This window comes from Halorussus lipolyticus (assembly GCF_029338375.1).
GTDB lineage: Archaea > Halobacteriota > Halobacteria > Halobacteriales > Haladaptataceae > Halorussus > Halorussus lipolyticus.
In genome coordinates this window covers 2348841-2373879 of record NZ_CP119804.1, presented here as the reverse complement: position 1 = coordinate 2373879, position 25039 = coordinate 2348841, and the positions used below count along the sequence as shown (strand labels likewise).

20 protein-coding genes are annotated in these 25039 nt (G+C 63.0%); 11 read left to right on the top strand and 9 right to left on the bottom strand.

Annotation, left to right across the window (positions count from 1 at the left end; all coding sequences use genetic code 11):
• Nucleotides 1–956: 956 nt before the first annotated feature.
• Nucleotides 957–1613 (bottom strand): 3,4-dihydroxy-2-butanone-4-phosphate synthase, encoded by a 657-nt coding sequence (gene ribB, locus P2T57_RS12025; protein ID WP_276299458.1) that lies wholly within the window; start codon nt 1611–1613, stop codon nt 957–959.
• A complete protein-coding gene (locus tag P2T57_RS12020; RefSeq protein WP_276299457.1) occupies nt 1610–2317 on the bottom strand; it encodes a CTP-dependent riboflavin kinase in 708 nt (235 codons plus the stop codon). The genes ribB and P2T57_RS12020 overlap by 4 nt, the downstream gene beginning before the upstream one ends.
• Before the next feature lie 185 nt (nt 2318–2502).
• Here P2T57_RS12020 and P2T57_RS12015 point away from each other — a divergent pair, with 185 nt between their 5' ends.
• Together P2T57_RS12015 and P2T57_RS12010 are read left to right on the top strand one after the other, a co-directional pair.
• A complete protein-coding gene (locus tag P2T57_RS12015; protein ID WP_276299456.1) occupies nt 2503–2865 on the top strand; it encodes a cupin domain-containing protein in 363 nt (120 codons plus the stop codon).
• Nucleotides 2866–2922: 57 nt separating this feature from the next.
• The gene (locus P2T57_RS12010) at nt 2923–3366 is read left to right on the top strand and encodes an ArsR family transcriptional regulator (protein ID WP_276299455.1); all 444 of its coding nucleotides are present in this window, start codon (nt 2923–2925) and stop codon (nt 3364–3366) included.
• Nucleotides 3367–3384: 18 nt separating this feature from the next.
• On the opposite strand, the gene twy1 is transcribed toward P2T57_RS12010, so the two are convergent.
• Complete coding sequence (gene twy1, locus P2T57_RS12005; RefSeq protein ID WP_276299454.1) at nt 3385–4362, bottom strand: 4-demethylwyosine synthase TYW1; 978 nt, start codon at nt 4360–4362, stop codon at nt 3385–3387.
• 197 nt (nt 4363–4559) lie between these two features.
• On the opposite strand from twy1, the gene P2T57_RS12000 reads away from it, so the two are divergent.
• From P2T57_RS12000 to argS, 5 genes are all read left to right on the top strand, one after another.
• On the top strand, nt 4560–6122 hold the full coding sequence (locus tag P2T57_RS12000; RefSeq protein WP_276299453.1) for a Na+/H+ antiporter NhaC family protein: 1563 nt from the start codon (nt 4560–4562) through the stop codon (nt 6120–6122).
• Nucleotides 6123–6305: 183 nt separating this feature from the next.
• Complete coding sequence (locus tag P2T57_RS11995; protein ID WP_276299452.1) at nt 6306–9173, top strand: transglutaminase-like domain-containing protein; 2868 nt, start codon at nt 6306–6308, stop codon at nt 9171–9173.
• 185 nt (nt 9174–9358) lie between these two features.
• Entirely contained in the window at nt 9359–10081 is a 723-nt protein-coding gene (locus tag P2T57_RS11990) for a hypothetical protein (RefSeq protein ID WP_276299451.1), read from the top strand.
• A 265-nt stretch (nt 10082–10346) separates the two neighbouring features.
• Nucleotides 10347–12116: an outer membrane protein assembly factor BamB family protein gene (locus P2T57_RS11985; protein ID WP_337250801.1), complete on the top strand. Its 1770-nt coding sequence runs from the start codon at nt 10347–10349 to the stop codon at nt 12114–12116.
• An 80-nt stretch (nt 12117–12196) separates the two neighbouring features.
• Nucleotides 12197–13957 carry an arginine--tRNA ligase gene (argS, locus tag P2T57_RS11980; RefSeq protein ID WP_276299449.1) on the top strand — a complete coding sequence of 587 codons (1761 nt, stop codon included), beginning with the start codon at nt 12197–12199 and terminating at the stop codon, nt 13955–13957.
• A 174-nt stretch (nt 13958–14131) separates the two neighbouring features.
• Here argS and P2T57_RS11975 read toward each other — a convergent pair whose 3' ends face one another.
• Nucleotides 14132–14266: a hypothetical protein gene (locus P2T57_RS11975; RefSeq protein WP_276299448.1), complete on the bottom strand. Its 135-nt coding sequence runs from the start codon at nt 14264–14266 to the stop codon at nt 14132–14134.
• 42 nt (nt 14267–14308) lie between these two features.
• On the bottom strand, nt 14309–16132 hold the full coding sequence (gene minD, locus P2T57_RS11970; protein ID WP_276299447.1) for a cell division ATPase MinD: 1824 nt from the start codon (nt 16130–16132) through the stop codon (nt 14309–14311).
• A 191-nt stretch (nt 16133–16323) separates the two neighbouring features.
• Between minD and prf1 the strand changes: the two genes are divergently transcribed.
• Together prf1 and P2T57_RS11960 are read left to right on the top strand one after the other, a co-directional pair.
• On the top strand, nt 16324–17565 hold the full coding sequence (prf1, locus tag P2T57_RS11965) for a peptide chain release factor aRF-1 (protein WP_276299446.1): 1242 nt from the start codon (nt 16324–16326) through the stop codon (nt 17563–17565).
• Between the two features lie 128 nt (nt 17566–17693).
• Nucleotides 17694–18851, top strand: a complete 1158-nt coding sequence (locus P2T57_RS11960; protein WP_276299445.1) for a tryptophan--tRNA ligase — start codon at nt 17694–17696, stop codon at nt 18849–18851.
• 143 nt (nt 18852–18994) lie between these two features.
• On the opposite strand, the gene P2T57_RS11955 is transcribed toward P2T57_RS11960, so the two are convergent.
• Entirely contained in the window at nt 18995–19987 is a 993-nt protein-coding gene (locus P2T57_RS11955) for a radical SAM protein (RefSeq protein ID WP_276299444.1), read from the bottom strand.
• Between the two features lie 122 nt (nt 19988–20109).
• Here P2T57_RS11955 and P2T57_RS11950 point away from each other — a divergent pair, with 122 nt between their 5' ends.
• Nucleotides 20110–21201: a DUF373 family protein gene (locus tag P2T57_RS11950; protein ID WP_276299443.1), complete on the top strand. Its 1092-nt coding sequence runs from the start codon at nt 20110–20112 to the stop codon at nt 21199–21201.
• A 33-nt stretch (nt 21202–21234) separates the two neighbouring features.
• Here P2T57_RS11950 and P2T57_RS11945 read toward each other — a convergent pair whose 3' ends face one another.
• Nucleotides 21235–22077 (bottom strand): polyprenyl synthetase family protein, encoded by an 843-nt coding sequence (locus P2T57_RS11945; RefSeq protein ID WP_276299442.1) that lies wholly within the window; start codon nt 22075–22077, stop codon nt 21235–21237.
• A 312-nt stretch (nt 22078–22389) separates the two neighbouring features.
• On the opposite strand from P2T57_RS11945, the gene P2T57_RS11940 reads away from it, so the two are divergent.
• Nucleotides 22390–22974, top strand: coding sequence for a BGTF surface domain-containing protein (locus P2T57_RS11940; protein WP_276299441.1), 585 nt, complete (start codon nt 22390–22392; stop codon nt 22972–22974).
• A gap of 30 nt (nt 22975–23004) precedes the next feature.
• On the opposite strand, the gene P2T57_RS11935 is transcribed toward P2T57_RS11940, so the two are convergent.
• A complete protein-coding gene (locus P2T57_RS11935) occupies nt 23005–23619 on the bottom strand; it encodes an ArsR/SmtB family transcription factor (protein WP_276299440.1) in 615 nt (204 codons plus the stop codon).
• Between the two features lie 63 nt (nt 23620–23682).
• A complete protein-coding gene (locus tag P2T57_RS11930; RefSeq protein ID WP_276299439.1) occupies nt 23683–24975 on the bottom strand; it encodes a S8 family serine peptidase in 1293 nt (430 codons plus the stop codon).
• Nucleotides 24976–25039 lie beyond the last annotated feature (64 nt).

The following is a 25039-nucleotide window of genomic DNA, read 5'->3' as shown; positions in this document are numbered from 1 at the left end:
AAGTGTTCTCAAATATATGTCGGAACAACAGGATAGTTGGATTGACGAACACTTTTAACCTTCAAGACGGAATTTAGTGTTAGCGTTTATGAGAAGAAGCCTTGGCACGTCTCTTCGACGAGAAAGACGTTTGACGAAGTTATCGGTACGCGAGTCCTCTAACAACGAGGGCGCATGGAGGGTAGTTCCCTCTATGTCTACTCGAGAAGACGATGGTTTCCAACGTTACTCTCGGCCCCCTTGGTATGGGGGTTCTGGCTGGCGCAGAGATGATAAGAACGGGCCTTCTCAGTGGTAACCTTCTGGTTGCTACTGCAGGCGTGATTATCTGCGGGTTGAGCCTGGTACTCGGCTACGCAGTAGCGCGGCCCCAGCAAAATAAGCCGAACCCTGACAAAGGTGAGAACCGGATTAGGTAAACGGCACCGCCTTTATAGGCGGCTAATCTCATTCCACCACTTGCAACTCTTTTGAGTATTCCCAGATTACTACCTCTATTAGCTGTAGAAATCGGAAGATGATGGTTTCCAACGTCATCGCGGCCGTTGGTAAGGCGACCGCCACTGGCTGGTCAGCCGGTAGTGAAGCGGCTGAGATCAATTATCCCAGTGGATTGACGTTGATCATGGACTCGGTGGTGGCGACATACCTAGTCCATTTTACTCTATTCTCTTTTAGACCCTAAAGGTTACGATGGTTAGAAAAAGAGGTTTTTGAACACCTACAAGGTCTCTATAGCTGATTTCTTCTTTCTTCATGGGTGTGAACCAAAGATCACACCCCTTGATATTAGGGAATTCACGGATGACTCATCGATTAAAAATGTTTTCTACACTCGATAGGTGAATTAATAGTGGGATATGATCTATCCTTCATAAGCACCCTTGATTTGTTGGTCCGTGGGATACTGAAATTTAAGTGGAGGGTGGAAATTTAAACTATAGGGTAGTCCAACTCTATCCTAGTCGCTCAATAACCGCCGACCCTTCCAGATACGGGAACCCGTGGCGCTCGGCGTAGGCCTTGGCGTCCTCGGGCGAGAGCGCACCCCCGGTCTTGTCGTCCAGCATCTCGCAGACCACGACTGCTGGCTCTCGCTCGGCGGCCTCGGCCAGCGCGATGCCCAACTCGGTGTGGCCCTCGCGGTCCCCGAGGAGACCCGGTGCGGCCCGAAGAACGTTCACGTGGCCCGGCGCGCGGAACTCGTCGGCGAAGTCGGTCTCGTCCGGGTTCTGAGCGGCCTCGGCCAACTTCGTAATCGTCGTCGCGCGGTCCTCGTCGGTGATACCGGTGTAGGTATCGCGGTGGTTGACCGGGAGCGAGAACGACGAGCGCTCGTCGTAGCCCAAGTCGTGGGCGGCACTCGCCTCGTGGTCGAGGGCCTCCTCCAAGAACGGGAGGCCGAACTCGTCGGCCACCTCGTCGGCGAGCGCCACGCAGACCAGTCCTCCGGCGTCGTTGCGCATCCGAGACACGTCCTCCGGCGTGACTGCACCTGCCGGGTAAATCAGGTCGGTCTCGCCCTCTCGGTCGGCGGCGTCGTGGACGAGGACCGGCGACCCCTCGCGGAAGGCCTCGATTGCGGCCTCGACGCCCGCGGCAGTCTGACTCATGCGTTCTCCTCGACGTGGACCGTCACGTGGTCGCCGTCTTCGAGCGCCAACTTCTCGCGGAGTTTCTCGGGCGCGATGACCTCCAACTGGTCCTCGTCGTGGTGGGTGCGCTCCGGCGCGATGGTGTGGGCCTCCTCGTAGACTTCGCCGTCCTGCGTTTCCACGACCGCCGGGTAGCACACCGCCGGGCCGTAGGTCCGGTCGTCGTCCTCCCACCCGTCGATTGGCACGGGGTCCAGCGCCTCCATCGCCGACCGCGCCCGCAGGCTCTCGTCGGTCAACTCGACGTTCAGCGTGCCGAGGAATGGCTCGTAGCCCAGTCGCTCCTCGAACTGCTCCATGTACCCCGGCAGGGAGATGTAGTGGCGTCCCTCGCCCATCCCGCTGGTGACGGTGCCCGTCAAATCGACCCCGGCGGGCGTCTCGAAGATGCGCCGGTAGTCCTCGTACTCCCGTTTCAGGGACCACTCGCCGTCCTCGGTAATCGAGACCCACTGGCCGTCGCTGACCATCTCGCGCTCCACGAGGCCGGCGTCGTCCAATCGCTGAAGTCGCCGGGAGGCGGTCTGGTTGGAGGCGTCGAGGCGCTCGGCGAGACCCGAACAAGAGACCTTGACCTCGCCTTCCAATCCGCCGTCGAGCGCGAGGAGTTTGAGCGCGGCGAGTTCGTCGTAGCCGACCGCGCGCGGCCGTGTCGCTGACATGGTTGACATTCGGGTCGCTCGCGGTTTAAGCATAACGGATGCGGTACGGTTCTCAGAATTGGAATGGCTTGGGGGCGAGCCACATGGCGAACCGCTCGGGTATCGAAATCCGGGTCGCCGCCACCTATTCCTTTCGTTCGACGCGTGGCCACAAACCTATCCCGGTCGCCGACGACTGAACGCCCATGGAGAAAGTGGACCTCGATGCGGGCTTCGAATCGTTCGACGAGCAGTGGTCGCCCCGCCTCGCCGCGGAACTCAACGGGCAGGCCGTCAAACTCGCCAAACTCGAAGGCGAGTTCGTCTGGCACCACCACGACGACGCCGACGAACTGTTTCTGGTCCGGAAGGGGCGACTCCGAATCGAATTTCGGGACAGGGAAGACACCGTATTGAACGAGGACGAGATGCTGGTCGTCCCGGCGGGCGTCGAACACCGACCGGTCGCCGACGAAGGTGAGGCCGAGGTCCTGCTGTTCGAACCGACCGAGACGACGAATACGGGGAACGTCGAGAGCGAGGAGACCGAGAAGTTGGAGAAATTGTAAAAATGGGTACGGAATGTAGTCGAAATATGCTACTATCTACAGGCTTAAATCGAACTCGTGACTGACGACTGGTCGAAAAAACAATTACCGGAGGAACAGCGTCGTATTTTCGGACTCCTCTCACAAGAAACACGACACCTCATCGTACAGTTCGTACTCGGTCACCCGGAGCATCTGATGTCGTTAGCGGAACTCGATTACGTGAGTCCGAAATTTCGGGGCGAAATTCGTAATCAACTCGACACGCTCATTGATGCTGGAATCCTTGACCTGTATCGCCACGAACCGAGCGAAAACAAGCGGGATTTACCCTCGAAATTCTACGGGTTGACGGAGTACGGCGTGGACGTTCTCTACGAGTACAACTATCTCCGAGGAGTCCCTGCGGCACAGGCACTCTACAAAAATACCCGAAAGTCAGAGAAAATCCAGCGGCATCAAGAAGCACCGCGCCCTGACCTCCCCCAGTCGGTTCGAGAAGCCCTGACTACTGACGAGTAGTTCCCAGTAGGCCGGTCGTTAGTCCCCGGTCACGGGGTCTCGCTCCCAGAACTCGCTTCCCTTGTTCAACTTCGGAACCCAAGTGTCGTCGGTTTTCGACAGGAGCGCGACCCGCGAGACGGGCACGTCCTTCAGGTAGTTGTGGTCCGGCATGTGCTGTCGAATCTCCTCGGCGAAGTCCACGACGTCCTCGTGGTCGAGCATCGAGTCGCGGGCCACCCGGTCTCTCGACTCGCCGACGTGCATGTAGGATTTGAGTTCCACGAAATCGGGGTCGGCGCGCTGGTAGAATCCCGCGTACCACTCGGGATGGTGGACGTTCTCCCCGCCGACGAGGGTGGTCCGGAGGACCGTCCGTGTCTCGTCTTTCTCGGCCAACACGTCCATCGTCTCGACCAGATTCTCCCACGCGTCGTCCTCCATCGCCTTCACCACCTCGTCGAAGGTGTGGCGCTCGGGGGCGTCCACGCTGACGTAGAGTTGGGTCGGGTCGCACTCCCGGAGGACCTCGGGCCGGGTGCCGTTGCTCACGAGGAAGGTGGTGATGTCCCGGTCGTGGAAGGCGTCGATGAGTTCGGGCAGATACGGATAGAGAGTTGGCTCGCCGTCGAGACTGATGGCGACGTGGCGGGGTTCCATCGACTCCTCGAACACCTCGCGGGGCACCTCGTCGTTGCCGCCGAATCCCGAGAGGAGTTTCTTCTGCAACTCGATACTCGCGTCCACGACGGCCTCGGGGTCGTCCCACTCCACGTCGCCGAGTTCGTAGGCGTGGCCGGCGTGGTCGCGCCAGCAGAAGACGCACCGCTCGTTGCACTTGACGACCGGGGTCATCTGGATGCACCGGTGGGACTCGATGCCGTAGAAGGCGTACTTGTAGCACCGGCCTTCTCCTCTGAGAGCGTTCGCCGTCCACCCGCAGGTCTGGGCCGCCGTGTGGTTCTCGCTGTGGTAGTCCGGACTGTCTACCTGTTTCGGTCCGTCCGAGTCGCTCATTAGCGGACGAATGTCGTCCAAGGGTAAAACGTTCTTTCTTCCGTCGGTCGGGGAGTCGCCCTGTTCCGGTCTGACTCGACATTGTTCAAAAATATGCCCCGTGTCTACGAAATCGTCTCAATTAGTCGGCGGAACTGCGATTCTGTTGGGGTAATTGGGCAGGATTTAAAATCGTGGGTGAGTATGGTGACCACGCAATGGCTTCTGAAACGTATGGTATCATCAGTCTGTTACCGGCGCTCTTTGCCATCGTGCTGACGCTGGTGAGCAGGCAGGTGCTACTCTCGCTGTTCGCGGGGATTTGGATCGGTGCGACCATCTTGATGGGCTGGAATCCGATTACCGGAGCGGCCCACTCCCTTCAGTTGGTCATTGACAATATCACGGCGTCGTTCAACAGCAAACTCCTGTTGTTCACCTTCCTCTCGGGGGCGATGCTGGGGATGATTTTCCTCTCGGGAGGGATGAACGCGCTCGCCAAGCGCATCATCTCACGGGTTCGGACGCGCCGGCAGGCGGAACTCGGGACGAGCATCCTCGGCATGCTCATCTTCGTGGATTCGTACGCCAGTACGATGATTACCGGGTCTGTGATGCGCCCCATCACCGACCAGTTCGACATCAGTCGGGAGAAACTCGCGTACCTGCTGGACTCCACCACGTCGCCGGTCGTCAGCGTGGCGGTGGTCTCGACGTGGGTCGGGTTTGAGGTCGGACTCATCAAAGAGCAGTTCAACGCGCTCGGTATCGACCAGAGCGCGTTCGTGGTGTTTCTCGAAAGCATTCCATTCCGGTTCTACAGCCTTCTGGCGGTGGTGCTGGTCTTCATCGTCGTCGCTACGGGGTGGAACTTCGGCCCGATGAAGCGCGCCGAGAAGCGCGCCAAGGAGACCGGCAAGGTCCTTCGAGACGACGCCGACCCCTTGCTCGAAACCCGCGAGGAGGACATCGAAACGCCCGAACACGTCGATTCGCGCTGGTGGTACTTCGCCGCGCCAATCGTGGTCCTCGTGGCGGTCACGGGCCTCGGACTGCTGACCTCCGGCGGGTGGCCCGGCAAGGCACCGGTCGAGGCGCTGAAGGAGGCCGCGACTGCCGACGCGATTCTCTGGGGCGTCTTCTCGGCGTGCGGCCTGCTGTTGGCGATTCTGGTCGGCCACGCGCGGGTCGAGTTAGAGGACATCAGCGACTCCATCTTCGAGGGGTTCAAGATGGTGATATTCCCCGTCGCGGTCCTCTCGCTGGCGTGGACCATCGGGTCGGTCAGCGAGGCCCTCGGGGTCGGTCCCTACGTCGTCTCGGTCGCCGAGGGCGTCATCACGCCTGAACTCCTGCCAGCGGTCGTCTTCCTCGCGGCCGCTATCATCTCGTTCAGCATCGGGACCTCGTGGGGGACGATGGGCATCATGTTCCCCGTCGCGGTGCCGCTGGCGTTCAACCTCGGGGCACCGCTTCCCGGCGCGATTGGTGCCATCCTCACCGGGTCGCTGTTCGGCGACCACTGCTCGCCCATCAGCGACACCACGGTCCTGTCGTCGATGTTCGCCGGCGCGGACCACGTTGACCACGTGAACACCCAGATTCCCTACGCGGTCCTCTGCGGGACCGTCGCCACGGGACTGTTCCTCGCCAGCGGATACGGCGTCTCGCCGCTCGCGCTCCTCGGGGTGGGCGTGCCCGTCCTCGGCGCGGCCGCTTACGGTCTCTCGGAACACACCACGGTCACGATGCCGCGGGTGTTCGGTTCGGACGCCGACTGACGACCCGCTCGAACCGCCCGAAAATCCGCCGCGTCGGCGCGACGGATTCCCGCTATTGGAATCGTAATTATTTCTTTAGCACGTGTTTGGATATACTAGACAAATACAAATATTTCTCGCCGCTAAAATACGATACCGGGAGACAGGCAAACAATTATCCCAGAGTAATCTATCTACAAATATATGAATGAGAACGGAAACGAATCGGGCGGGAGCGGAATCGACTCGGCGCGGCGTCGGTTCCTGAAGTACGCCGGAGCGGGCGCGATTACCGGGGCGGCCGCGGTCGGCGAGGCCGCCGCCAAAGATTCTGGCAAGACGCTCCCCTCGGGGTCCGGCGCGGACGAGGGCTTCTCAGTCGCCAACGTCGGCATCGACAACGGCACCTACCGCATCGAACTCGGCGAGACCGAAACCGGGACGAAGAACTGGTTCGTCGGCGAGAATCGGACTCTCTACCACGAGTTCTTCGCGCTTCAGGACGGGACCGGGAGCGTCACGCCCTCGTACAACCCGCAGACCGTCGTAGACTCCTTCCCCTCCGGAGGAGACCCCGGTACGACCTACTCGGCCACGATACGGTACGCCGTCGGCGCGACCACGCTCGAAGTCGTCCGGAAAGTGAACCTCGACCCCGAGGAGACCCGCTTCACCGTCACCTACGAGGCCACGAACGTCGGGTCCGCCTCTGTCTCCGACCTCCGACTCTACCAGTACTGCGACTACGACGTCGGGCGCTCGCTGACCGACCAAGCCCGCTACCACGCCGACGCCGGGATGCCCTACGTCCGGGACACCGGCGACGGCCTCGAACTCTACACCGGATTCGCGGGCGAGAAGGCACCCGACGGCCACCACCTGAGCGCCTACTACAACCCGCTCACCCGGCCGATTTTCGGCTACGACGCGGTGCTGAACGGTTCGCTCAACGGCAAGCGCGTCTCCCCCGACAGCGGCGGCGACGACGTGGTGACGGCGGCCCGGTGGTCGCTCGGGTCGCTCCCAGTCGGCGAGACCACCAGTTTCTCGGTCCAGTTCGGTGCCGCCGACTCCCGGACGGCGCTCGCGGACCTCCTCGGAAACACCGGCACCACGCAGGGCGTCGAACTCGGCGACCCGACCGCGGACCAGCCTCAAATCCGTCCACTCGACGACCTCACGCTGGAGTTCCCGGTTTCCATCTCCGGCATTTCGGACGACGTGACTCTCGAATTCCAGAACCCGGACGCTTACGCCAGTCTCCTCCACGAGTCCAAAATCGTCAGCCCTGACGCCGAAACCGTCACCAACCGCCTCGACATCTGGGGACCGGACCACGACCGGATTCGCGCCGACATCATCGACCCCGAGGGCGCGGGTCGGCTTCCGACCGATGGGCCTCTCACCGTCACCGTCACTGCCTACGACAGTTCCGGCGACGAACTCGACACCTTCGACCTCTCGGTCAACAACCTCGGCGGCCCGAACTACGTCGAGTACCCCGATTTCAGCCGCCAGACCGGGATTCCGACCGGCGGCAGAGACCGGTTCTACTTGGACGGCGACGACTACTACCACAACGACCAATCGGTCCTCGTCCGGGAGTGGGCGCTCCGGTCAGCGGCCAACGGCGAGGACACCAGCAGAGCCAGCGACCTCCCGCTCCCTCAGGACCCCCGAGAGGCCGCCAACCGGGCGTGGCGCTTCGTCAAAATCTCGCTGTCGCCCGACGGCGAACCCGACGAGTTCACCCGCGACATCAACCTCGCGCGGTGGATAGACAAGAAGCTCCTCGGCCCGGACCGGTCGTACCTCCCCCTGTCGGTCTACTCCCGACAGAACGGCCACATCTGCATCGAACACACCTACCTGTTCTCGTCGCTCGCCCGGACCATCGGCCTGCCGACCCGCGAGATGACGGTGGGCCTCGCCGCGCCGGGCGGTGGCTACGGCTACGACAGTTACACCTCGTGGTATCAGGAATCCGCCGCGCAGGTGTTCTACGAGGGCGAGTGGCACTTCTACGACAGCTACATCTTCGGCGAGGGGGCGCGAGACCCCGACCGCTACCTCGACGGCTACACCGGCTACAAGCTCTGGGAGACCAACTATCGGGTCAACGAAACGACGATGCCAGACGGCACGACTCGCTGGGGCCACGACTTCGGCATCGACGCCGAGGGCGACCCCCGGACCCCGAGCCAGTGGGAGTTCAACCGGTCGGTGCGCCAGTCGGGCCTGCTGGTCACGAACTACTCGCCGGTCCGGACCGACGTGACCGACGAACAGGGCCGCGGTATCGACACCACGCTCGCCGACGGACCGGGAAGCGAAGTCACCGAAACAGACCCCGACAGCGACATTCCGGGGTCGGTTCACGTCCCGAAGGGCGCGACCGGGTTCACCGACGCCGCAAATCCCGACAGCACCTACGACCTCCGGGAAGGCATCTTCGTGCCCGACGAGGCCGACTCCGAAACCCTGTCGCTCGACTACGAGGGCACCGACGACGGGCAGTACACCACTGTCCTCGCGCAGGTCCAGCGCGACGACGACGGCGAGGTCCGCGTCGAGTCCGAGACCGAACTCACGCTGGAGGTCGCCGAGGGCGAGACCCAGAAGCTAGAACTAGAGCGGTCCTCGGGCGATAGTGGCGGCGACGGGAGCGGAGACGACGGGACCGACTCGGGGTCCGGCGGCTTCCAAATCCGGAAGATTCCGGCCTCCATCGACCTCGACCCCGACGCCATCAACCCGCGAGCGAACGGCGAGTGGGTGACTGCCTACGTCGAACTCGGCGACAACAGCCTCGGGGCCGAGATTGCGGACATCGCGCTCGACACCGTGAGGATGAACGGGGTGCCTGCGGTCACGGACGAGAAGTACGGCTTCGTCAAAAATCCGCCAATCGAGGACCGCGACGGCGACGGGTTCCCCGAACTCGCCGTCAAGTTCCCGCGCGAGGAGGTCGCCGGGACGCTCTCCTCGGGCGAGAGGTCGGCGGAACTCGTCGTCTCCGGCGAGGTCGGCGACCTGATTTTCGAGGGGAGCGATTCGGTCCGGGTCGTCTGAGGGTGGTAAAATCGGCAGTCTCTTTCTTCGTTTTATTCGATAACGAAATTTCGCGCGCTAACGGCCGCGTCGGCCGGAGTTCTCTCCTCGCTATCCAACCGAGTGCAGTAGAGATTCATCAATAAATAATACAATTAGAAAAATTTAAGTATAATAACTAATGAGTATCAGGGGGTGAAAAATACATGAGAAAAAAGACCGTTTTAAACGCCGTTAGCAGTACAATCGATGGTAAGCCAAAACGACGGGGCTTCCTACGCGGAACCCTCGCGGCTATCGGTGGCGGCGTTCCAGTCCTTCGTGGACTGTCCGAGAAGTCCGTCGCCATCGACCGAAAGAATGCCGATGTCGCGCGAAAGGCGGCAAAAGAGTACACCTCTTCTGAGGCGGTCCGAACCGCGGTTCAGACTCACGCCACCGAGTTGCTACAGCGTCTGATCCGTGACAGTCAAGTTAAACAGGAGGTCGTCGGTAACCTTCCGACCGACCAGATTCATCGTTCAGTCGAGTCTCACGTCGATTCGGCGGCGGGCACCTTCGTCTACGCGACTGCCTCGGACGAGGAGGCCACGGTAAAGATTCAAATCAAACGGCCGCTCCCGGACGGACGAGAGCTAATTCTTGTCATCGCTCCCCAGTACGGAAAGAGCCAAGCGTTCTTTGAGGGCGAGGACGAGGAGAACGGCAGTACGTACTACACGTCTACGACCGACGATGGCGGCAACGTCACCGTCCAAAACTGCGACGAGGCCTGTGGGACGCCCACCTACGAGTGCGGATACTCCTGTAACCCGTACAATAACTGCGGGTGTACGAAGTACAAAATACACGACTCGTGCACGGACTTCGACTGTATTGGCTGTTACGCCTACGACTATTCCTGTTGCGGCGACTACGAGTGTAGCTAAAGACCTATCCTCAAAACGCTACGCTACGACCCTTTTTATTCGATGTATGAGAAAATAAATATCCGATATATCCGACGATAGAATCATGGCTGAATGGTCCTCCACTAGACGCGAGTTCCTCGCCTCCAGCGGGGTCGGGAGTCTCACTCGGGCGAACACGACCGATACGGGAGAGGACCTTCCGTCAGCCCCGACAGCGCAGGTAAAGTGGTCCCTCGACACAGGCGAGGAGGCGACGTTTCTTCGGAGGTCCGGGGCCGACGAGATGCTCTACGTCGGGACGCCAACTGGCGTCCACGGCCTCTCTACGGACGGTACCGAGCGATGGCGACGGGCGATAGCAAGTAGAGACTCCGATTTTCCAGTCGAGGTGTACCCTGAACGGGGCGTAGTGTATGCTGAAGCGCAAAGTGGAGTGTACGCGCTCGACTCCTCAGACGGCAGTACACGATGGCGATACACCGGCGAACAGCGTGCCGACATCACGCTTCTAACGGGAGATAGTGTCCTCTTACAGCAACAGGGTCTCGTCGCTGTATCGGCCTCGAACGGGGACGAACAGTGGCGGTTCGAACCAGATGATCCGGTCTGGATACGGCCACACGCTGTGGACGGCTCCATCTACGCTGGGACTATTCATGGTCATCTGTACGCGCTCTCTACTGCGACAGGTCACGTAGATTGGCACGTAGACTATTCCGGAAGTGAGGACCCACCACGATTTTGGATAGCCGGTTCGACCGAGACGACCCTTCTCGCGTGGGATTCCAAAGGTGCAGAACTGTACAGCTTCGACCTCAGCGATGGATCACTCGGATGGCGATTCCCCGCGAACGAATCTTCCGTGGCGTTCAGCGGTGCGGTCCGGAACGATATCGTCTATCTTGCTGATGGGCCACTCCTGCGTGCGATTTCGACTGCTAACGGAACGGAACGCTGGCAGTATAACGTCGGGCACCGTATCGCCCACTCGCCGAAGTTTGCCGGAGGAACAGGCTACCTCGGTACCGCCGGAGGCGTTCACGCTATTTCGATGGCCGACGCCAGTCCCCTGTGGCAGTTCTCTACCGGCGTAGATACGTCGGTGTACGTCGCTAACGCGGACGACGGTACCGTTCTGGTGGACAGTATCGGAGACGCAGTCTATGCCTTAGACGCCGAAAGCGGCTCCCCCAAGTGGCAGTTTAAATACGACGCTCGTTCCAGATGGTTTCCACAGACCGACGACGACGCTGTGTATCTCGCCACTGGTTCCGGTACCGTCTACGCCCTCTCGGCTCCCGATTTGCTGTTCCTTTACGACGCCTATCAGACCCTGAAGTCCCCGGCAGGAATCGCCTTCGGTAGTCTGTTCGGTAGCGCGCTTGCGGCCGAAGCATATCGGCGCTACGTATCCGACGACTCCGACCAGACTAAACCGACGACCTTCGCCGGACTCAAAGTTCGAGACACCATCGGAAAGACCGAGTATTCTTCCGTGTTTGAAGCCCAAACAGCGAGCGGTGAGGAGGTTGCGCTCAAGCGGGTCTGCGAGGACAACATCTCGTCCGAGGAGTTCTCGAAAGCCGTCGAGACGTGGGCGACTCTCGATATTTCCGGTGCCGCCGCCGTTCGGGCGTGGGCGACTGAACCGACGCCGTGGGTCGCTATGAATCTCGCCGATGGTAGTCTCGCTGACCGGGCCGACACTCTCAGTTTCGAGGAACTAGTCCACTCCATCGCCGACGCGACCGAGACTGTTCATCGTGCGCACCGCGAGGGAATCGTCCACGGTCGAGTCACTCCGGAGAATATCTTGTTCGTGGACGGGGAGGTCCGCGTCAGCGACTGGCGACTTGCGGCCGAACTTCACGGCTCGCCAGAAGTCTCAGATACTCGCCAGATAGCGCGGATGGTTGATGGCTTACTCGCTGACGAACAGCAGACCGAAAAACTCGCCGACGTTCTCTCGCATGCGCTCGAACCCAACTCGGGGGATGGTTACGACTCGCTCCTCAAGTTCGCCGACGCACTCCGATGGACCGTGCGTAAGTAGGCCGCTAGCGAGAGACCGGTCGCAACGAGTAACACGGTTCAGAAACCCATTTACCCGCCGGTCGAAAACCAACGGGTAACATGTATCTTCAGTTCCGGGACGACGTGGAGGACGCTTTAATCTCCGCACTCGAAGCGCTCGACCTCCCGACAGACGACCTCGGCGTCGAGGACCCGCCCGAGGGCGTAGACGCCGTGCTGGCCTCCAGCGCGGCCTTCCGACTTGCGGGCGAGGTCGGCGCACCCCCACCACAGGTCGCCGGGAAAATCGCCGACGAAATCGACGCTGGCGAGTACGAACTCATCGAGGACGCCGCGGCCCAAGGCCCCTACGTCAACTTCGTGCCGAGCGATGCCTACTACGAACAGACCGCCGAGGAGGCCCAGCGCGCCGACTTCGGGCACCTCGAACCGACCGGCCAGCAGGTCGTGGTCGAACACACCTCTGCCAATCCGACCGGCCCGGTCCACGTCGGCCGTGCCCGGAACCCCATCGTCGGCGACGCCGTGGCGCGAGTCCTCTCGTTCGCGGGCCACGACGTGGATAAGCACTACTACGTCAACGACGCGGGCAGACAGATGGCGGTGTTCACGTGGGCCTACGAGACCTACGACGAGGAGGACCTCGATTCGGACCCAGAGCGCGACAAGGCTGACTACGACCTTGTGCGCTACTACCGCAAGGGCAACAACTTCCTCGAAAACGGCGACCCCGACGAGGTAGAGGCCGCCGAGGACGAGATTCAGGCCATCATGCAAGGTCTGGAGGAGGGCGACGAGGCGACCTACGAGCGAGTGCAGGAAGTGGTCGATACCGTCCTCGGCGGGATGCGCGAGAGTCTCGACCGCCTGCCCGCCGAGTTCGACGAGTTCGTCAAGGAGACGCGCTTCCTCCGTGACGGGTCGGCAGACGACGTGGTGAGCAGGTTGAAAGAACTGGACGAAGCGGTTTACGAGGAGGACGCGTGGCAACTCGACTTGGACGAGTTCGACATCGAGAAGAACTTCGTCTTCCTGCGGTCTGACGGCACTACCCTCTACGCCACCCGCGACTTGGCCCACCACGAGTGGAAATTCGACAACTACGACCGCGCCGTGACTGTCCTCGGCGAGGACCACAAGCTACAGGCCCGCCAGATGAACGCCACGCTCGACCTGCTGGGCAACGACACCGACCAACTCCGGCAGGTCATCTACTCCTACGTCAACCTCCCGGAGGGCAAGATGTCCACCCGCGCCGGCACCGGAATCGACTTGGACGACCTGCTGGACGAGGCCATCGACCGTGCCCGCGAGGAGGTCGAGACCCGACTGGACGACCGCATCCGCGACGACGACCTGACCGACGAGGACGTAGAGCGCATCGCCGAGCAGGTCGGCATCGGCGCGGTCCGGTACGACATCGTGTCGAAGCAACCCACCAAGGCAATCACCTTCGAGTGGGACCGCGCGCTCGACTTCGAGGCCCAGAGCGCGCCCTACGTCCAGTACGTCCACGCCCGGTGTTGCGGGATTCTGGACGAGGCCGGACTGGAGACCGCTCCCGATTCGTTCGACGCCTCCCTGCTGGAGACCGACGCCGAGCGCGAACTGCTGGAGGTCGTCGCGCGCTTCCCCGCCGTCATCGAGGAGTCCGCCGAGGACCTCGAACCCCACGTTGTCGCCACCTACACCCGCGAAATCGCCGAGACGTTCAACACGTTCTATCGGGAGTGCCCGGTCCTGTCCGACGATGTGGACGACGACCTGCGGGACGCCCGCCTCGCGCTGGTCTCGGCGTCGAAGCACGCGGTCGGGAACGCGCTTCAGGTCCTCGGCGTGGCCGCGCCGCGGTCGATGTAACCGGGTTCCGAAAGTTCACGTTCTTCTCCCGCCTTAACAACCTAAACAATTCTAAAGCAAACAATATCCTGTCTTAAAGATAGCTTTGTGTTTTCGACATCCGACGACTAGTAGCGATGCCGCTCGTCGGGAGGAGTCTCGACGGTCGAAAATCGCCGCGCTACGGTCGGATACTCAGACCGGAAGCACGAACGCGGACGACGCGATGAGGTCCCCGCCGACGAAGAGGACCGCGCCCGCGGCGACAGCGAGCGTGAGCAACACGAACAACAGTACCCACCAGACCGAAACCGAACTATCGTCTGCCATGGTGATAGGTGCGACGGCGAAGGGACTTAGAGGTTGTCGGTTTCACTTGAATATCGACCCGAGACGCCCGAGGACGCCGCCGTTCTCGCTCGATTTCTCGTCGTCGGAACTGTCCGATTCGAGACTGCTGGCGGGCGATTCGTCCTCGTCGCCGCGCTCGCTGGACTCGTCCTCTGCGAGGCCGTCGCTCGGTGCGGCGTCGTTTCCACCGGTCGAATCGCGGTCGGCCTCTGAACCGGCGATTTCGCCGCGATGGGCCTCGCTATCGGTGGATTCGGAACTGGGGGAGTCGCCACCGCCGGCCTCGGAACCGACGGTTTCGCCACCGGCAGACAGCGGGTCGTCCGAGGAGCCACCGGTCTGCAACTCGCCGGTGGTTTGCTGTTCGCCGGGCGTGGCCGGGGCGCTCGCCTGCGAACTGCGGTCGCGGTTCTCGAAGGGGATGCCGCTGTCGCCCGCGTCGGACTGGTCGTCTCCGGTCCACTCGTCGGTCTCGTCGGCCTCGGCGTCGTCGCCCTCGCTCTCGTCGGCGAAGGGGTCCTCGGTGCTGAGGGGGTCGCCCTCGTCGTCGGCGTCGGCGCTCCCGCCGGAGAGACCGGCGTCCATCTCGGCTAAGGGGTCGTCGCCGTCGCCGTCGGTGTCGTCGCGGAGGCGTTCGTCGCTGATGTGTTCGTTGATGAGGTCGTCCACGCTTCGGGCGCTCCCGCCGCCCAGTCCGCCCGAGTCGCCCGTTTCGTCCGCGCCGTCGGTCTCCTCGGATTCGCTCTCGTCGGGGGTCTCGGAGTCAGCTTCGTCGTCCTTGCTCGCAAACAGCGAATCCACGTCGCCGCCGGACTCACTGCCGATGGCGTCCCGGACGTTCTGGGCCGCGTCGGCGCTAAGCGGGTCCTCCGACCCGCCGCCGCTCACGGGTTCGGCGTCGGGTTCGTCGCCTCCGAAGGATTCGGTCGCCGAAGGCTCGGAACGGGGCGATTCCGTCTCGGGCGTCTCGCTGTCGGACGTACTCCGGTCGGCCGTGTCTTCGCCGGCCCCAGTCCCGCCGGAGGACTCCTCGTCGGACATATCGAAGGGAGACTCATCGACGCTCGCGTCGGCCGGCGCTGGTTCGAGTTCGGGGTCCGGGTCGGCGTCGGCGACCGATTCGAGTTCGGGGTCCGGGTCGGCTTCGCCGGTCAGCACCGCAGAGAGGTCGCGGTAGGCCTTCCCGGCGGGCGCGTTCGGTGCGAACGAGGCCAGCGGCCGCCCGGCGTCGATGCCCATCGGGACGGCCTCGTCCTCGGGAATCACCGCCAGTACGTCGGTGCCGAGGGTCTCCTCTACGTCGTCGGCGTTGAGGATGTCGCTACTGCGCTGGGTCAGGACCGCACCCCGGACCTCGGTTTCGACGCGCTCGGCGAGTTCGCCGGTCTTGGCGGTGTCCCGGACCGACGCCACGTCCGGCGTCGCCACCAGTAGCACGCCGTCGGCCAGCGCCAGCGGGACGAGCGTGTCGTAACTGACGCCTGCGCCCGTGTCCAGCAGGACGTAATCGTACTCCTCGCGGAGGTCAGCCACCACGTCTTGCAGGTTCGCCGGGTCGGACTTGACGAACGCCTCGATGTCGGTCGCACTCGGCAGAACGTCGATGTCGCCCGGCGCTCGGTAGATGCCCGCCTCCGGGTCGGCGTCGCCCGCCAGCACCTCGTGGAGCGTCGGCGTCTCGATTTCGAAATCGAGGAAGTCCGCGAGGTTGGCCATCCCGAGGTCGGTGTCCACGACGACCACCGAGTGTCCTCGGTCGGCCAGCATCGCGCCGAGGTTGATGGCAGTCGTCGTCTTCCCGACACCTCCTTTGCCGCTCGCTATCGCATATACCGTGTCGGACATGATACTCGTTGTCCCAACGGAACCATGACACGCATATAAAGTTAGTCCGTCCGAGTCGACATATTCGGGGCACTCGCGGAACGACCGCGGAAATCGTCTGCCCACATATGACGCGGCGGTTCCGTCGTCGTCTGACGCTGTGGCTGTAAGGTCAAAGGTTACTTACCCTCTGGACGGGCTAGAACGTAGTAATGAGCGAGCAGGAAGGCGAGCAGTCCGACAGGAAGAAGTACGAGTTCCAGAAGGTCATCGAGGACCTCAGAGACTACGAGGGCTCCGGGACTCAGCTCGTTACCATCTACATTCCGCCGGACAAGCAAATCAGCGACGTGGTAGCTCACGTCACCCAAGAGCATAGCGAAGCCAGCAACATCAAATCCAAGCAGACCCGGACGAACGTGCAGGACGCGCTCACGTCCATCAAGGACCGCCTGCGCTACTACGACGTCTACCCGCCGGACAACGGCATCGTCATCTTCAGCGGCGCAATCGACAGCGGCGGCGGCCGAACCGACATGGTGACGAAGGTACTGGAGAACCCGCCCGAACCCATCCAGTCCTTCCGCTACCACTGCGACTCGGCGTTCCTGACCGAACCGCTGGAACACATGCTGGCCGACAAGGGCCTCTACGGTCTCGTCGTCCTCGACCGGCGCGAGGCCAACGTCGGATGGCTCAAAGGCAAGCGCGTCGAACCAGTGAAGTCGGCCTCCTCGCTGGTGCCGGGCAAACAGCGCAAAGGTGGTCAGTCCGCCCAGCGTTTCGCCCGCCTGCGCCTCGAAGCCATCGACAACTTCTATCAGGAAGTCGCCGAGATGGCCAACGACCTGTTCGTCCCCGAGCGCGGGGAGTTGGACGGCGTCCTCGTCGGCGGTCCCTCGCCGACCAAAGACGAGTTCTTGGACGGCGACTACCTCCACCACGAGATTCAGGACAAGGTGCTTGGCAAGTTCGACGTGGCCTACACCGACGAGTCGGGCCTCTACGACCTCGTGGACAGCGCCGAGGACGCGCTGGCCGACGCCGAGGTCATGAAGGACAAAAACGAGATGGAGGAGTTCTTCAAGCAACTCCACGACGGCGACAAGGCCACCTACGGGTTCGAGCCGACTCGCAAGAACCTCGTGATGGGGTCGGTTGACCGTCTCCTGCTGTCCGAGGACCTCCGCAAGGACGTGGTGGTCTACGACTGCGGCGACAAGGAGGAGTACGAATTCATCGACCAGCGCCAAGACACGCCGACCCACACCTGCGAGGACGGCACCGAGGTTGAGGCCGACGAGCGCGAGGACGCCATCGAGTTCCTGATGAACATCGCCGACCAGCGCGGCACCGAGACCAAATTCATCTCGACCGACTTCGAGAAGGGCGAGCAGTTGCAGTCGGCGTTCGGCGGCGTCGCCGGGATTCTCCGGTACTCGACCGGCGTGTAAAGTCGCTTATTTCTGTCCCACACCATCTTAATTCTTTTCCGGATAGAATTAAAGTAACGTGCGAGGATTGCGTAAATGAGTTGCGGTGATTCGTCACATTATTATGCACTCCAACGACATCGATTACTATGACTCAGGACGATTTCACCGTCACTCCGTACGCTGTTCGCGGCGACGTCGATTACGACCGCGTACTGGAGCAGTTCGGTGCCGACGAACTGTCCGAACAACAGCGAGACCAGTTCCCGGACCCCGGCCACCCGCTCGTGGACCGCGGCATCTTCTACGGCGGGCGTGACGTAGAGGAGTTCCTCGACGCGATGAACTCGGACGAGCAGGTTTCTATCGTCACCGGTCGCGGTCCGTCCGGTCCGATGCACGTCGGTCACGTCTTCCCGTTCTATCTCGCCAAGTACCTCCAAGAGCAGACCGGCGCGTACGTCTATATCCCGATGTCCGACGACGAGAAGTACTTCGCCAAGGACCAAGACTTCGAGGACATCCAGCACTGGACGCGACAGAACATCCGGGAAATTATGGCGGTCGGGTTCGACCCCGAGCGAACTCGCATCGTGGTCGATACCGCCGACAGCGACGTTATCTACCCGTGGGCCGCGAAGTTCGCAAAGCGTTACACCCAATCGACCGTCGATGCGACCTACGGCGACCCCGAGAACATCGGCCTGTCGTTCTACCCGGCGGTGCAGGCGACTCACCTCCTGCTCCCGCAACTGATTCACGGTCGCCATCGAACGATGGTGCCGATTGCGGTGGACCAAGACCCCCACATCCGACTCTGCAGGGACGTGGCGGCCAAAGAGGACTACGACGTTTACAAGCCCTCCGCGATGCTCAGTCGCTTCTTCCCGCAACTCAAGGGCGACGGCGGGAAGATGAGCAGTTCCGATGACGCGCCGACGCTCTTTCTCTCCGACGACAGAGAGACTGTCCGCGACAAGATTCAGAAGTACGCCTTCTCGGGCGGCCAGACCTCCTTGGACGAACACCGCGAACTCGGCGGCGACCCGGACGTGGACGTGGCCTACCAACTGCTGTACTACTTCTTCGAGGAGGACGACGAGAAGGTCGCGGAACTCGCCGACGACTACCGAAGCGGCGACCTGTTGACCGGCGACCTGAAGAATTACGCCGCCGACAAGGTGGCCGACTTCCTCGAGGCCCACCAAGAGCGCAAGGCGAACCTCGATTCGTTCGAGACCGAGATGGAACGCTACTCGCTGACCGACGAGGAGCGCGAGAAGTTGACCGGCGACCTGCTGTACTGAACGCTTCGAGGAACTCTAGACCGGCGAACTCCGACCCTTCGTTCTCACTCTCGGTAACACGACCCAGCGCGAGAACCACGCCGAGGCCAAAACTGGATACTGTATCTGGAGAAAATAAGCTCGCTGTCGGCGGTTTCAGGCAGTCAGGCCAGCGGCGTCCGCTCGACCACTTGCCCGTCCACGGTCGGGTACTGCTCCACGATTTCTCCCTTCTCCACGTCGCCCTCTTGGACCATCTCCTCCAACAGCCACCACGCGAGTTCGATGTGGTCGGACTTGACGGTGTAGAACTCGTCGGGCACGCCGAGTTCTTCGAGTCGGCGCTCGGGTTCCCACGTCTTGCCGTAGACCAGCGTGCCGTCGTCGGTCACGTCGTCGAACTCCCGGCGGATGTTCTCTGCCATCCGCTTCATCCGATTGCGGTGCTGGGCGGCGTCCTTGAAGACCGAGGTGCAGAAGTAGACTCGCTCGTGGTCGCCCATCGTATCGAGAATCTCTTTCGAGCCTTCGACGGCGCTCATGTGACCGTCTTGGAGTTCGTACCCCTCCTCCTGCATCCGGCGGAAGTTCCCGTCGCTCATCTCGAACTCGTTGACGTTACAGAACTCCGCGGCACCCTCGTCCAAGAATTCGAGGAACTCCTCTTCGGCCCGGATGCCCGGAATCTCGAACGCGGGGGTCAAGCCCTCCTCGCGGGCGATGTAGAGGATGTCCTCCCACTCGGTGCCGTGCATGTCGCCCCACAGGTCGAGGGGCGGATGGAATCGAATCTCGTCCAAGCCCGCTTCCGAGAGTCTGCGCATGTTCTCGCGCCCGCCGGTGATACCGGTGTAGAGGTGCGTGTGGTGGTCCTCGCCGAACTCGTCTTTGAGCAAGGAGAGATACCGACACGTCTTCTCCATCGCCTCTTGGGGTTCGCCGCCCGTGATGGAGGTCCCGAGGGCGTCCATGCGCTTGGCCTCGGCAATTACGTCCTCGTCGGACTCGACTTTCCGCTCGTTGGCGTACACGTCGGTTACGTTCTTGCGGTTTTCGCCGAGGGGGCAGTAGAAGCAGTCCCGCTGGTCGCAGTAGCCGTAGACGAAGAGGACCATCTTGCCTCCCTTGGCGCACTGTTCGCAACCCTTCGAAATCATTCGTTAGTGGTTGTTTATTCGTCCGACGCTGAAAAAGCGTGCGAATCGGGGTTCGGGTATCCTTTCCGACTGTGGGTGTGTTTCCCGAAAGAAGTTAAGCCCCGGACGCATAGCCCCGAGTAATGCTGTTGGTCCTGTGCGTGGACCTCGACGACGACCTCGGCAGAAAGACCGACTTCGACACGCCCGTCATCGGGCGCGACAACGTCGAGGCCGCCGCGGTCTCGCTAGCCACCGCCGACCCCGAGGACAGCGACGTGAACGTCATGTTCGAGGGCGTCCACCTCGCGGACCGAATCGACGACGAGACCGTCGAGGTCGCGGTCGTCACGGGTCTCGAAGGCGGGGACATCGCGGCGAACCGAGCAGTCGGCGACGAGGTTGACGAGGTGCTGGCCAGTCTCTCGACCAGCGAGGAGGTCCAAGCGGTCATCGTCACCGACGGGGCACAGGACGAGAGCGTCATCCCGGTCATCCGCTCCAGAGTCCCAATCGACGGCGTTCGCCGGGTGGTCGTCCGGCAGGCCCAAGACCTCGAATCGATGTACTACACCATCAAGCAGGTCTTGGACGACCCGGAAACTCGCGGGACGATTCTCGTCCCCCTCGGCATCCTCCTGCTCATCTACCCGCTCGCTATCATCTCGGATTCGCTGGGGCTTCCCGGCGCGGCGGTGTTCGGCGTGACCTCGGGCCTGCTGGGTCTCTACGTCCTCGGGAGAGGTCTCGGCGTCGAGCGCCTGCTGGACCGCGCCGCGGACAAGGCCAGAAACAGCCTCTATGCTGGCCGCGTGACGCTCATCACCTACGTCGTCGCGGCGGCCCTGCTGGTCATCGGCGGAGTCCGCGGCGCGGAGACGCTGAACGCGGTCAAGAGCGGTGCGAACAGTCCCGTGGGTCCGGTCCGGGTGCTGGCCGCGCTGGTCTACGGGGCCGTGACGTGGTTCACCGCCGCGGGCATCACGACAAGCCTCGGCCAAATCACCGACGAGTATCTGGCCGACCGCTTCCGGTGGCGCTACCTCAACGCGCCGTTCTACGTCCTCTCCATCGCGGTGGTCCTCCACGCGGTCAGCGCCTACTTCCTCGACAGGGTGCCCCTGACCTACCTCGCCATCTGGCTGACCGCGGGGACTCTGCTGGGACTCACCAGCACGTTGGCGTTCGCTATCGCCGAATCCCGGCGGTCAAGACGTGCAGAACAGGTCAGCTAGCGCGTTTGGCTCCCGACGTTCCCTTTCCGAAAATCAGTGTTCCCGAGTTACCACGAACGCCGCCAAGTCCCGCAGATAGTCGGTTGCGGTCAGGTCGGGCGTCTCGGCTCTGTCGAGGGCGGCCAGCGCGGCGTCGGACTGCTCGTGGGCCAACTCGTCTGCCTCCTCGGCGGTCAGGTCGGTCACGCGGACGATGGAGGGTCGGCCCATCTCGGCGTCGTGGCCGGTTGGCTTGCCAAGGGCGTCGGCGTCGGCGGTGGCGTCTAACACGTCGTCTCGAATCTGGAAGGCGACACCGACCTTCTCGGCGTACTCGCCGAACGCCTCGACCGTGGCGGGATTTGCGTCGGCCGCAATCGCGCCCAACTCGGCCGCCGACCGGAACAGCGCCCCGGTCTTTCTGCGGGCGAGTTCCATGTACTCCTCGCGGTTGGTCGGCCGGGCGACGAGTTCGGTGGCCTCACCCTCGCCGAGTTCGACCATCGCGTCGGCGACCGCTTCCATCGCTCGCGGGTCCGGCGAGAAGAGTTCGAAGGCCTCGCCGATGAGACCGTCACTGGCGACGATGGCCGGCGCGTACCCGTACTCGGCCCACGCGCTGGCGCTCCCTCTGCGGGTGTCCGAATCGTCGATGATGTCGTCCACGACCAGCGAGGCGTCGTGGACGAGTTCGACGCCGACCGCGAAGTCCACGGCGTCGTCGGCGTCACCCCCTGCGGCCTCGCAGGACAGCACGGTGACGGTCGGCCGGACGCGCTTGCCCCCCGACAGCGCGACGTGGCGAACCTCGTCGGCGAGTTCCGACGGTTCGACGCGGTCGAGGACCGTTTCGAGGCGCTCCTCGACCAGCGCCCTCCGGGACTCGGGATAATCCATCGGCCCGTACTCAGGACCGACCGAAAAAGTAGGTGACGATACGCGGCGTCTCGTCGTCGCTGTTCGCTCCGGGATTCGCCGTCGCGTCGATTGCGACACCGGACGCCCGCTCCGGACCCGGCCAGACGGCGACCTCAGTCTCGCTTCGGTCGTCCTCGGGGCGCGAGTCGATAGCTTAAATCGCTCGTTAAGGTAACGTGACACCTTTTTGGGTCGTCGCCGTCGGTCGATGTGTATGTCCCCGACTACTCGGACCTGCGACGTATCGCTCCCCTCCCCGACCAGCGGACGACGGTTGACGGAGGTGGGTAGATGACGGTGCCGCGCTCGACGTTCCTCACCGCCGCCTTCGCGGTACTCCTCGTGAGTGCAGGCGTCCTCGGTTCGGCGGCGCACGCGGTCGAAGCCAGTGCGGACACGACGACCACGACCGACGCCGCTGGCGACGCGACGATTCTGTCCGACGGCGAGACGCTGGTCCTGCAACCCGAGGAGAACCAGACGATTCGAGGCGAGACGACGCTCGAACCCGGAACCAATCTCAGCGTCATGGTCCGCGGTGACGACCCGAAGCTTCTCAAAACGAACGTCGTGACCGTCACCAAGCAGGGCACCTTCTCAGCAAACTTCGACTTCAGTGCCGCAGACGGCGCGCAAATCGAGGTCCGAGTCTACCGAGGAGACGCCCAACTGGCGACGGCCTCCGGAGAGGTGGCCTGTGGCGGTGGGTGTGCGGACGCGACGACGACCGACTCGGCGTCGATGCCGACGACCGAGACCACCGCTGAGAGCGATGGTCTCCTCGACCGGTTCACCAGCGGCGTCGGGATGATAGCACTCGGGAGTGTTCTCGCTATCGCCGGTATCGGCGTCGTCCTCGGCCTGTTCCGGACCTGACGGTCCCCTCCTCGCTTCTATCCCTCGCTTCTATCGGTCCATCACGAACGCGGCGAGCGCGACGACGACCAGACACCCGCAGAAGAAGACGACGCCCGGTTCTGCGAGGTCGAACACGAACCACGCGAGGGCCTTTCCGGGCGTGGTTGGGTCGGCGGTCGGACTCGCCGGACCGACCACGTTCCCCCGACCGACCGCCGGGCTTGCGAGTCGTTCCACGCCCAACTGGACGAGGACGCTCGCCGCCGTGAGGATGCCGAGGCCGCCAACGACGTCCGCCAGCGAGCGCCGGACCTGCGGTCGGATGTCCCGGTCGCCGACCAGCACGAGTGGGTCGGTGGCGGGCGCGTACACCGTCATCTCGTTGCCCTTCTCGGAGTAGCGCGTATCGACTGGCGCGATTAGCCCGGCGTCCTCCAACGTCGAGAGGTGATAATTGAGGTTCTGGACCGAGGTATCGAGGCGCTCGGCGATTTCCGAGGGCGTTCCGGGCGACTCGAACAGCGTCCGGTACACGTCCCGGCGCATCTCGGGTCCGAGCGCGTCGAGTACGTCGTCGGTTTCGTCGCCCGCCACGTTGAGGACGCGCAACTCCTCGTCGCCGCTCGCAGTCCCGTCCTGCAACCGTTCGATGAGTCCCGACATGGAAGTCCTATCGAAGTATCGGCGAACCGACCACTAAGTCCTGTCTATAGCTGAAATCCACGTTTAAGTCGTCGCGTTGCGTTCGACGCCGACCGCTCGGAGGGGACGGAGCAGGCCGTGCCCCGCGACCGAATCGGGACCGGGGTCGCCCGCCTCGACTGCGGTCGTCTCCAGTCGCCGCTCCACTCCTCGCGGTGAGAGTTCCGGTCGTCGGTCCCGGACGAGCGCGGCCACGCCACCGACGTATGCGGTTGACGCCGACGTGCCACCGAAGTGACCGGCGTCTACCACGGCCGGATTGCTCGGTGCGAGGAGGTCGATGCCGTCCCGACCGTCCGGGGTCGGTCCGCGGGAACTGAACGGCGCGACCTGCTCGGCGTCCGAATCGTACGCGCCGACCGCGAGGACCGCCGGGTCGCTCGCCGGGGCGACGATGCTCCCGGCCGGTTCGACGTGCTGGAAGTCGTGGGTCGGCGAGGAGAGTCGCAGGCGGGCACCCGTCGCGTTCGCAGGGCCTTCGACGGTGACGTAGTAGGTCCCCGACTGGACGCGAGCAACGATGCGCTCGTTCGGCACGCCGTCGCCGGAATAGGGGTGTGACCGCGCGACCAGTCTGCTCTCGCTCCCGTCGGTCCAGTAGAGGCGGGCGGTGTAGTCCTCGCTGTGGTGGGCGTCGTCCCACGATAGCCAGACCGTCACGTCCCGCCCACCGTTCCGGAGGTAGTTCCGCGTCCCCTCCTCGAACGCGAGGGTCCCGTTCTCGACGCGGCGATACCGACCGGTCCAGTGGCTCTGCCCGAGGTTTCCGGCCGGCGAGACGAAGACGACTCCCTTCCGGGTGGCGCGCTCGGCGACATCCGCGACGGCCGACGTGCCGTCTCCGGTCATCCCGTAGAACGACACCGGCGCGACAATCACGTCCGCGTCCTCGGCGACCAGCCATTCGACCGCGCGTCGGTACCCCTCGAGCGAGTCGAAGGTCGCCAAATGGAGGCCGGCGCTCGGGGCGACGCGGGCGACGGTCTCGGCAGTTTCGGTCCCGTGGGCGTTGTTGCCGTCGTTGGGGACTGACTCTCCCGGAGCGAACGCTCTGGCGTCGGCGACCCGCCCGTCGAGTATCGCGGACGACGTGTCGAACCCGGTCACGTCGAGAACGCCGACAGTCACGTTCTCGCCGGTCGCGCCCGCGTCGTGGAGCGTCGAGACTGTCGGCCCGACCGACGACACGTCCGCCGCTGTCGCCGGTCTGTCCGTGTCGGCCGACAGAGACGTGGCGAGGAGGCCGAGTCCTCCGGCAAGCGTGACGACGCCGAGGACGGCAATCGCCAGCGCGCGCCGGAATTCGAGAGACGCCATCGACGACTACTCGAAACCGACGGGAAAAGTAGATGTCGGTCGGCGAACATCACCCGTGGGTCGT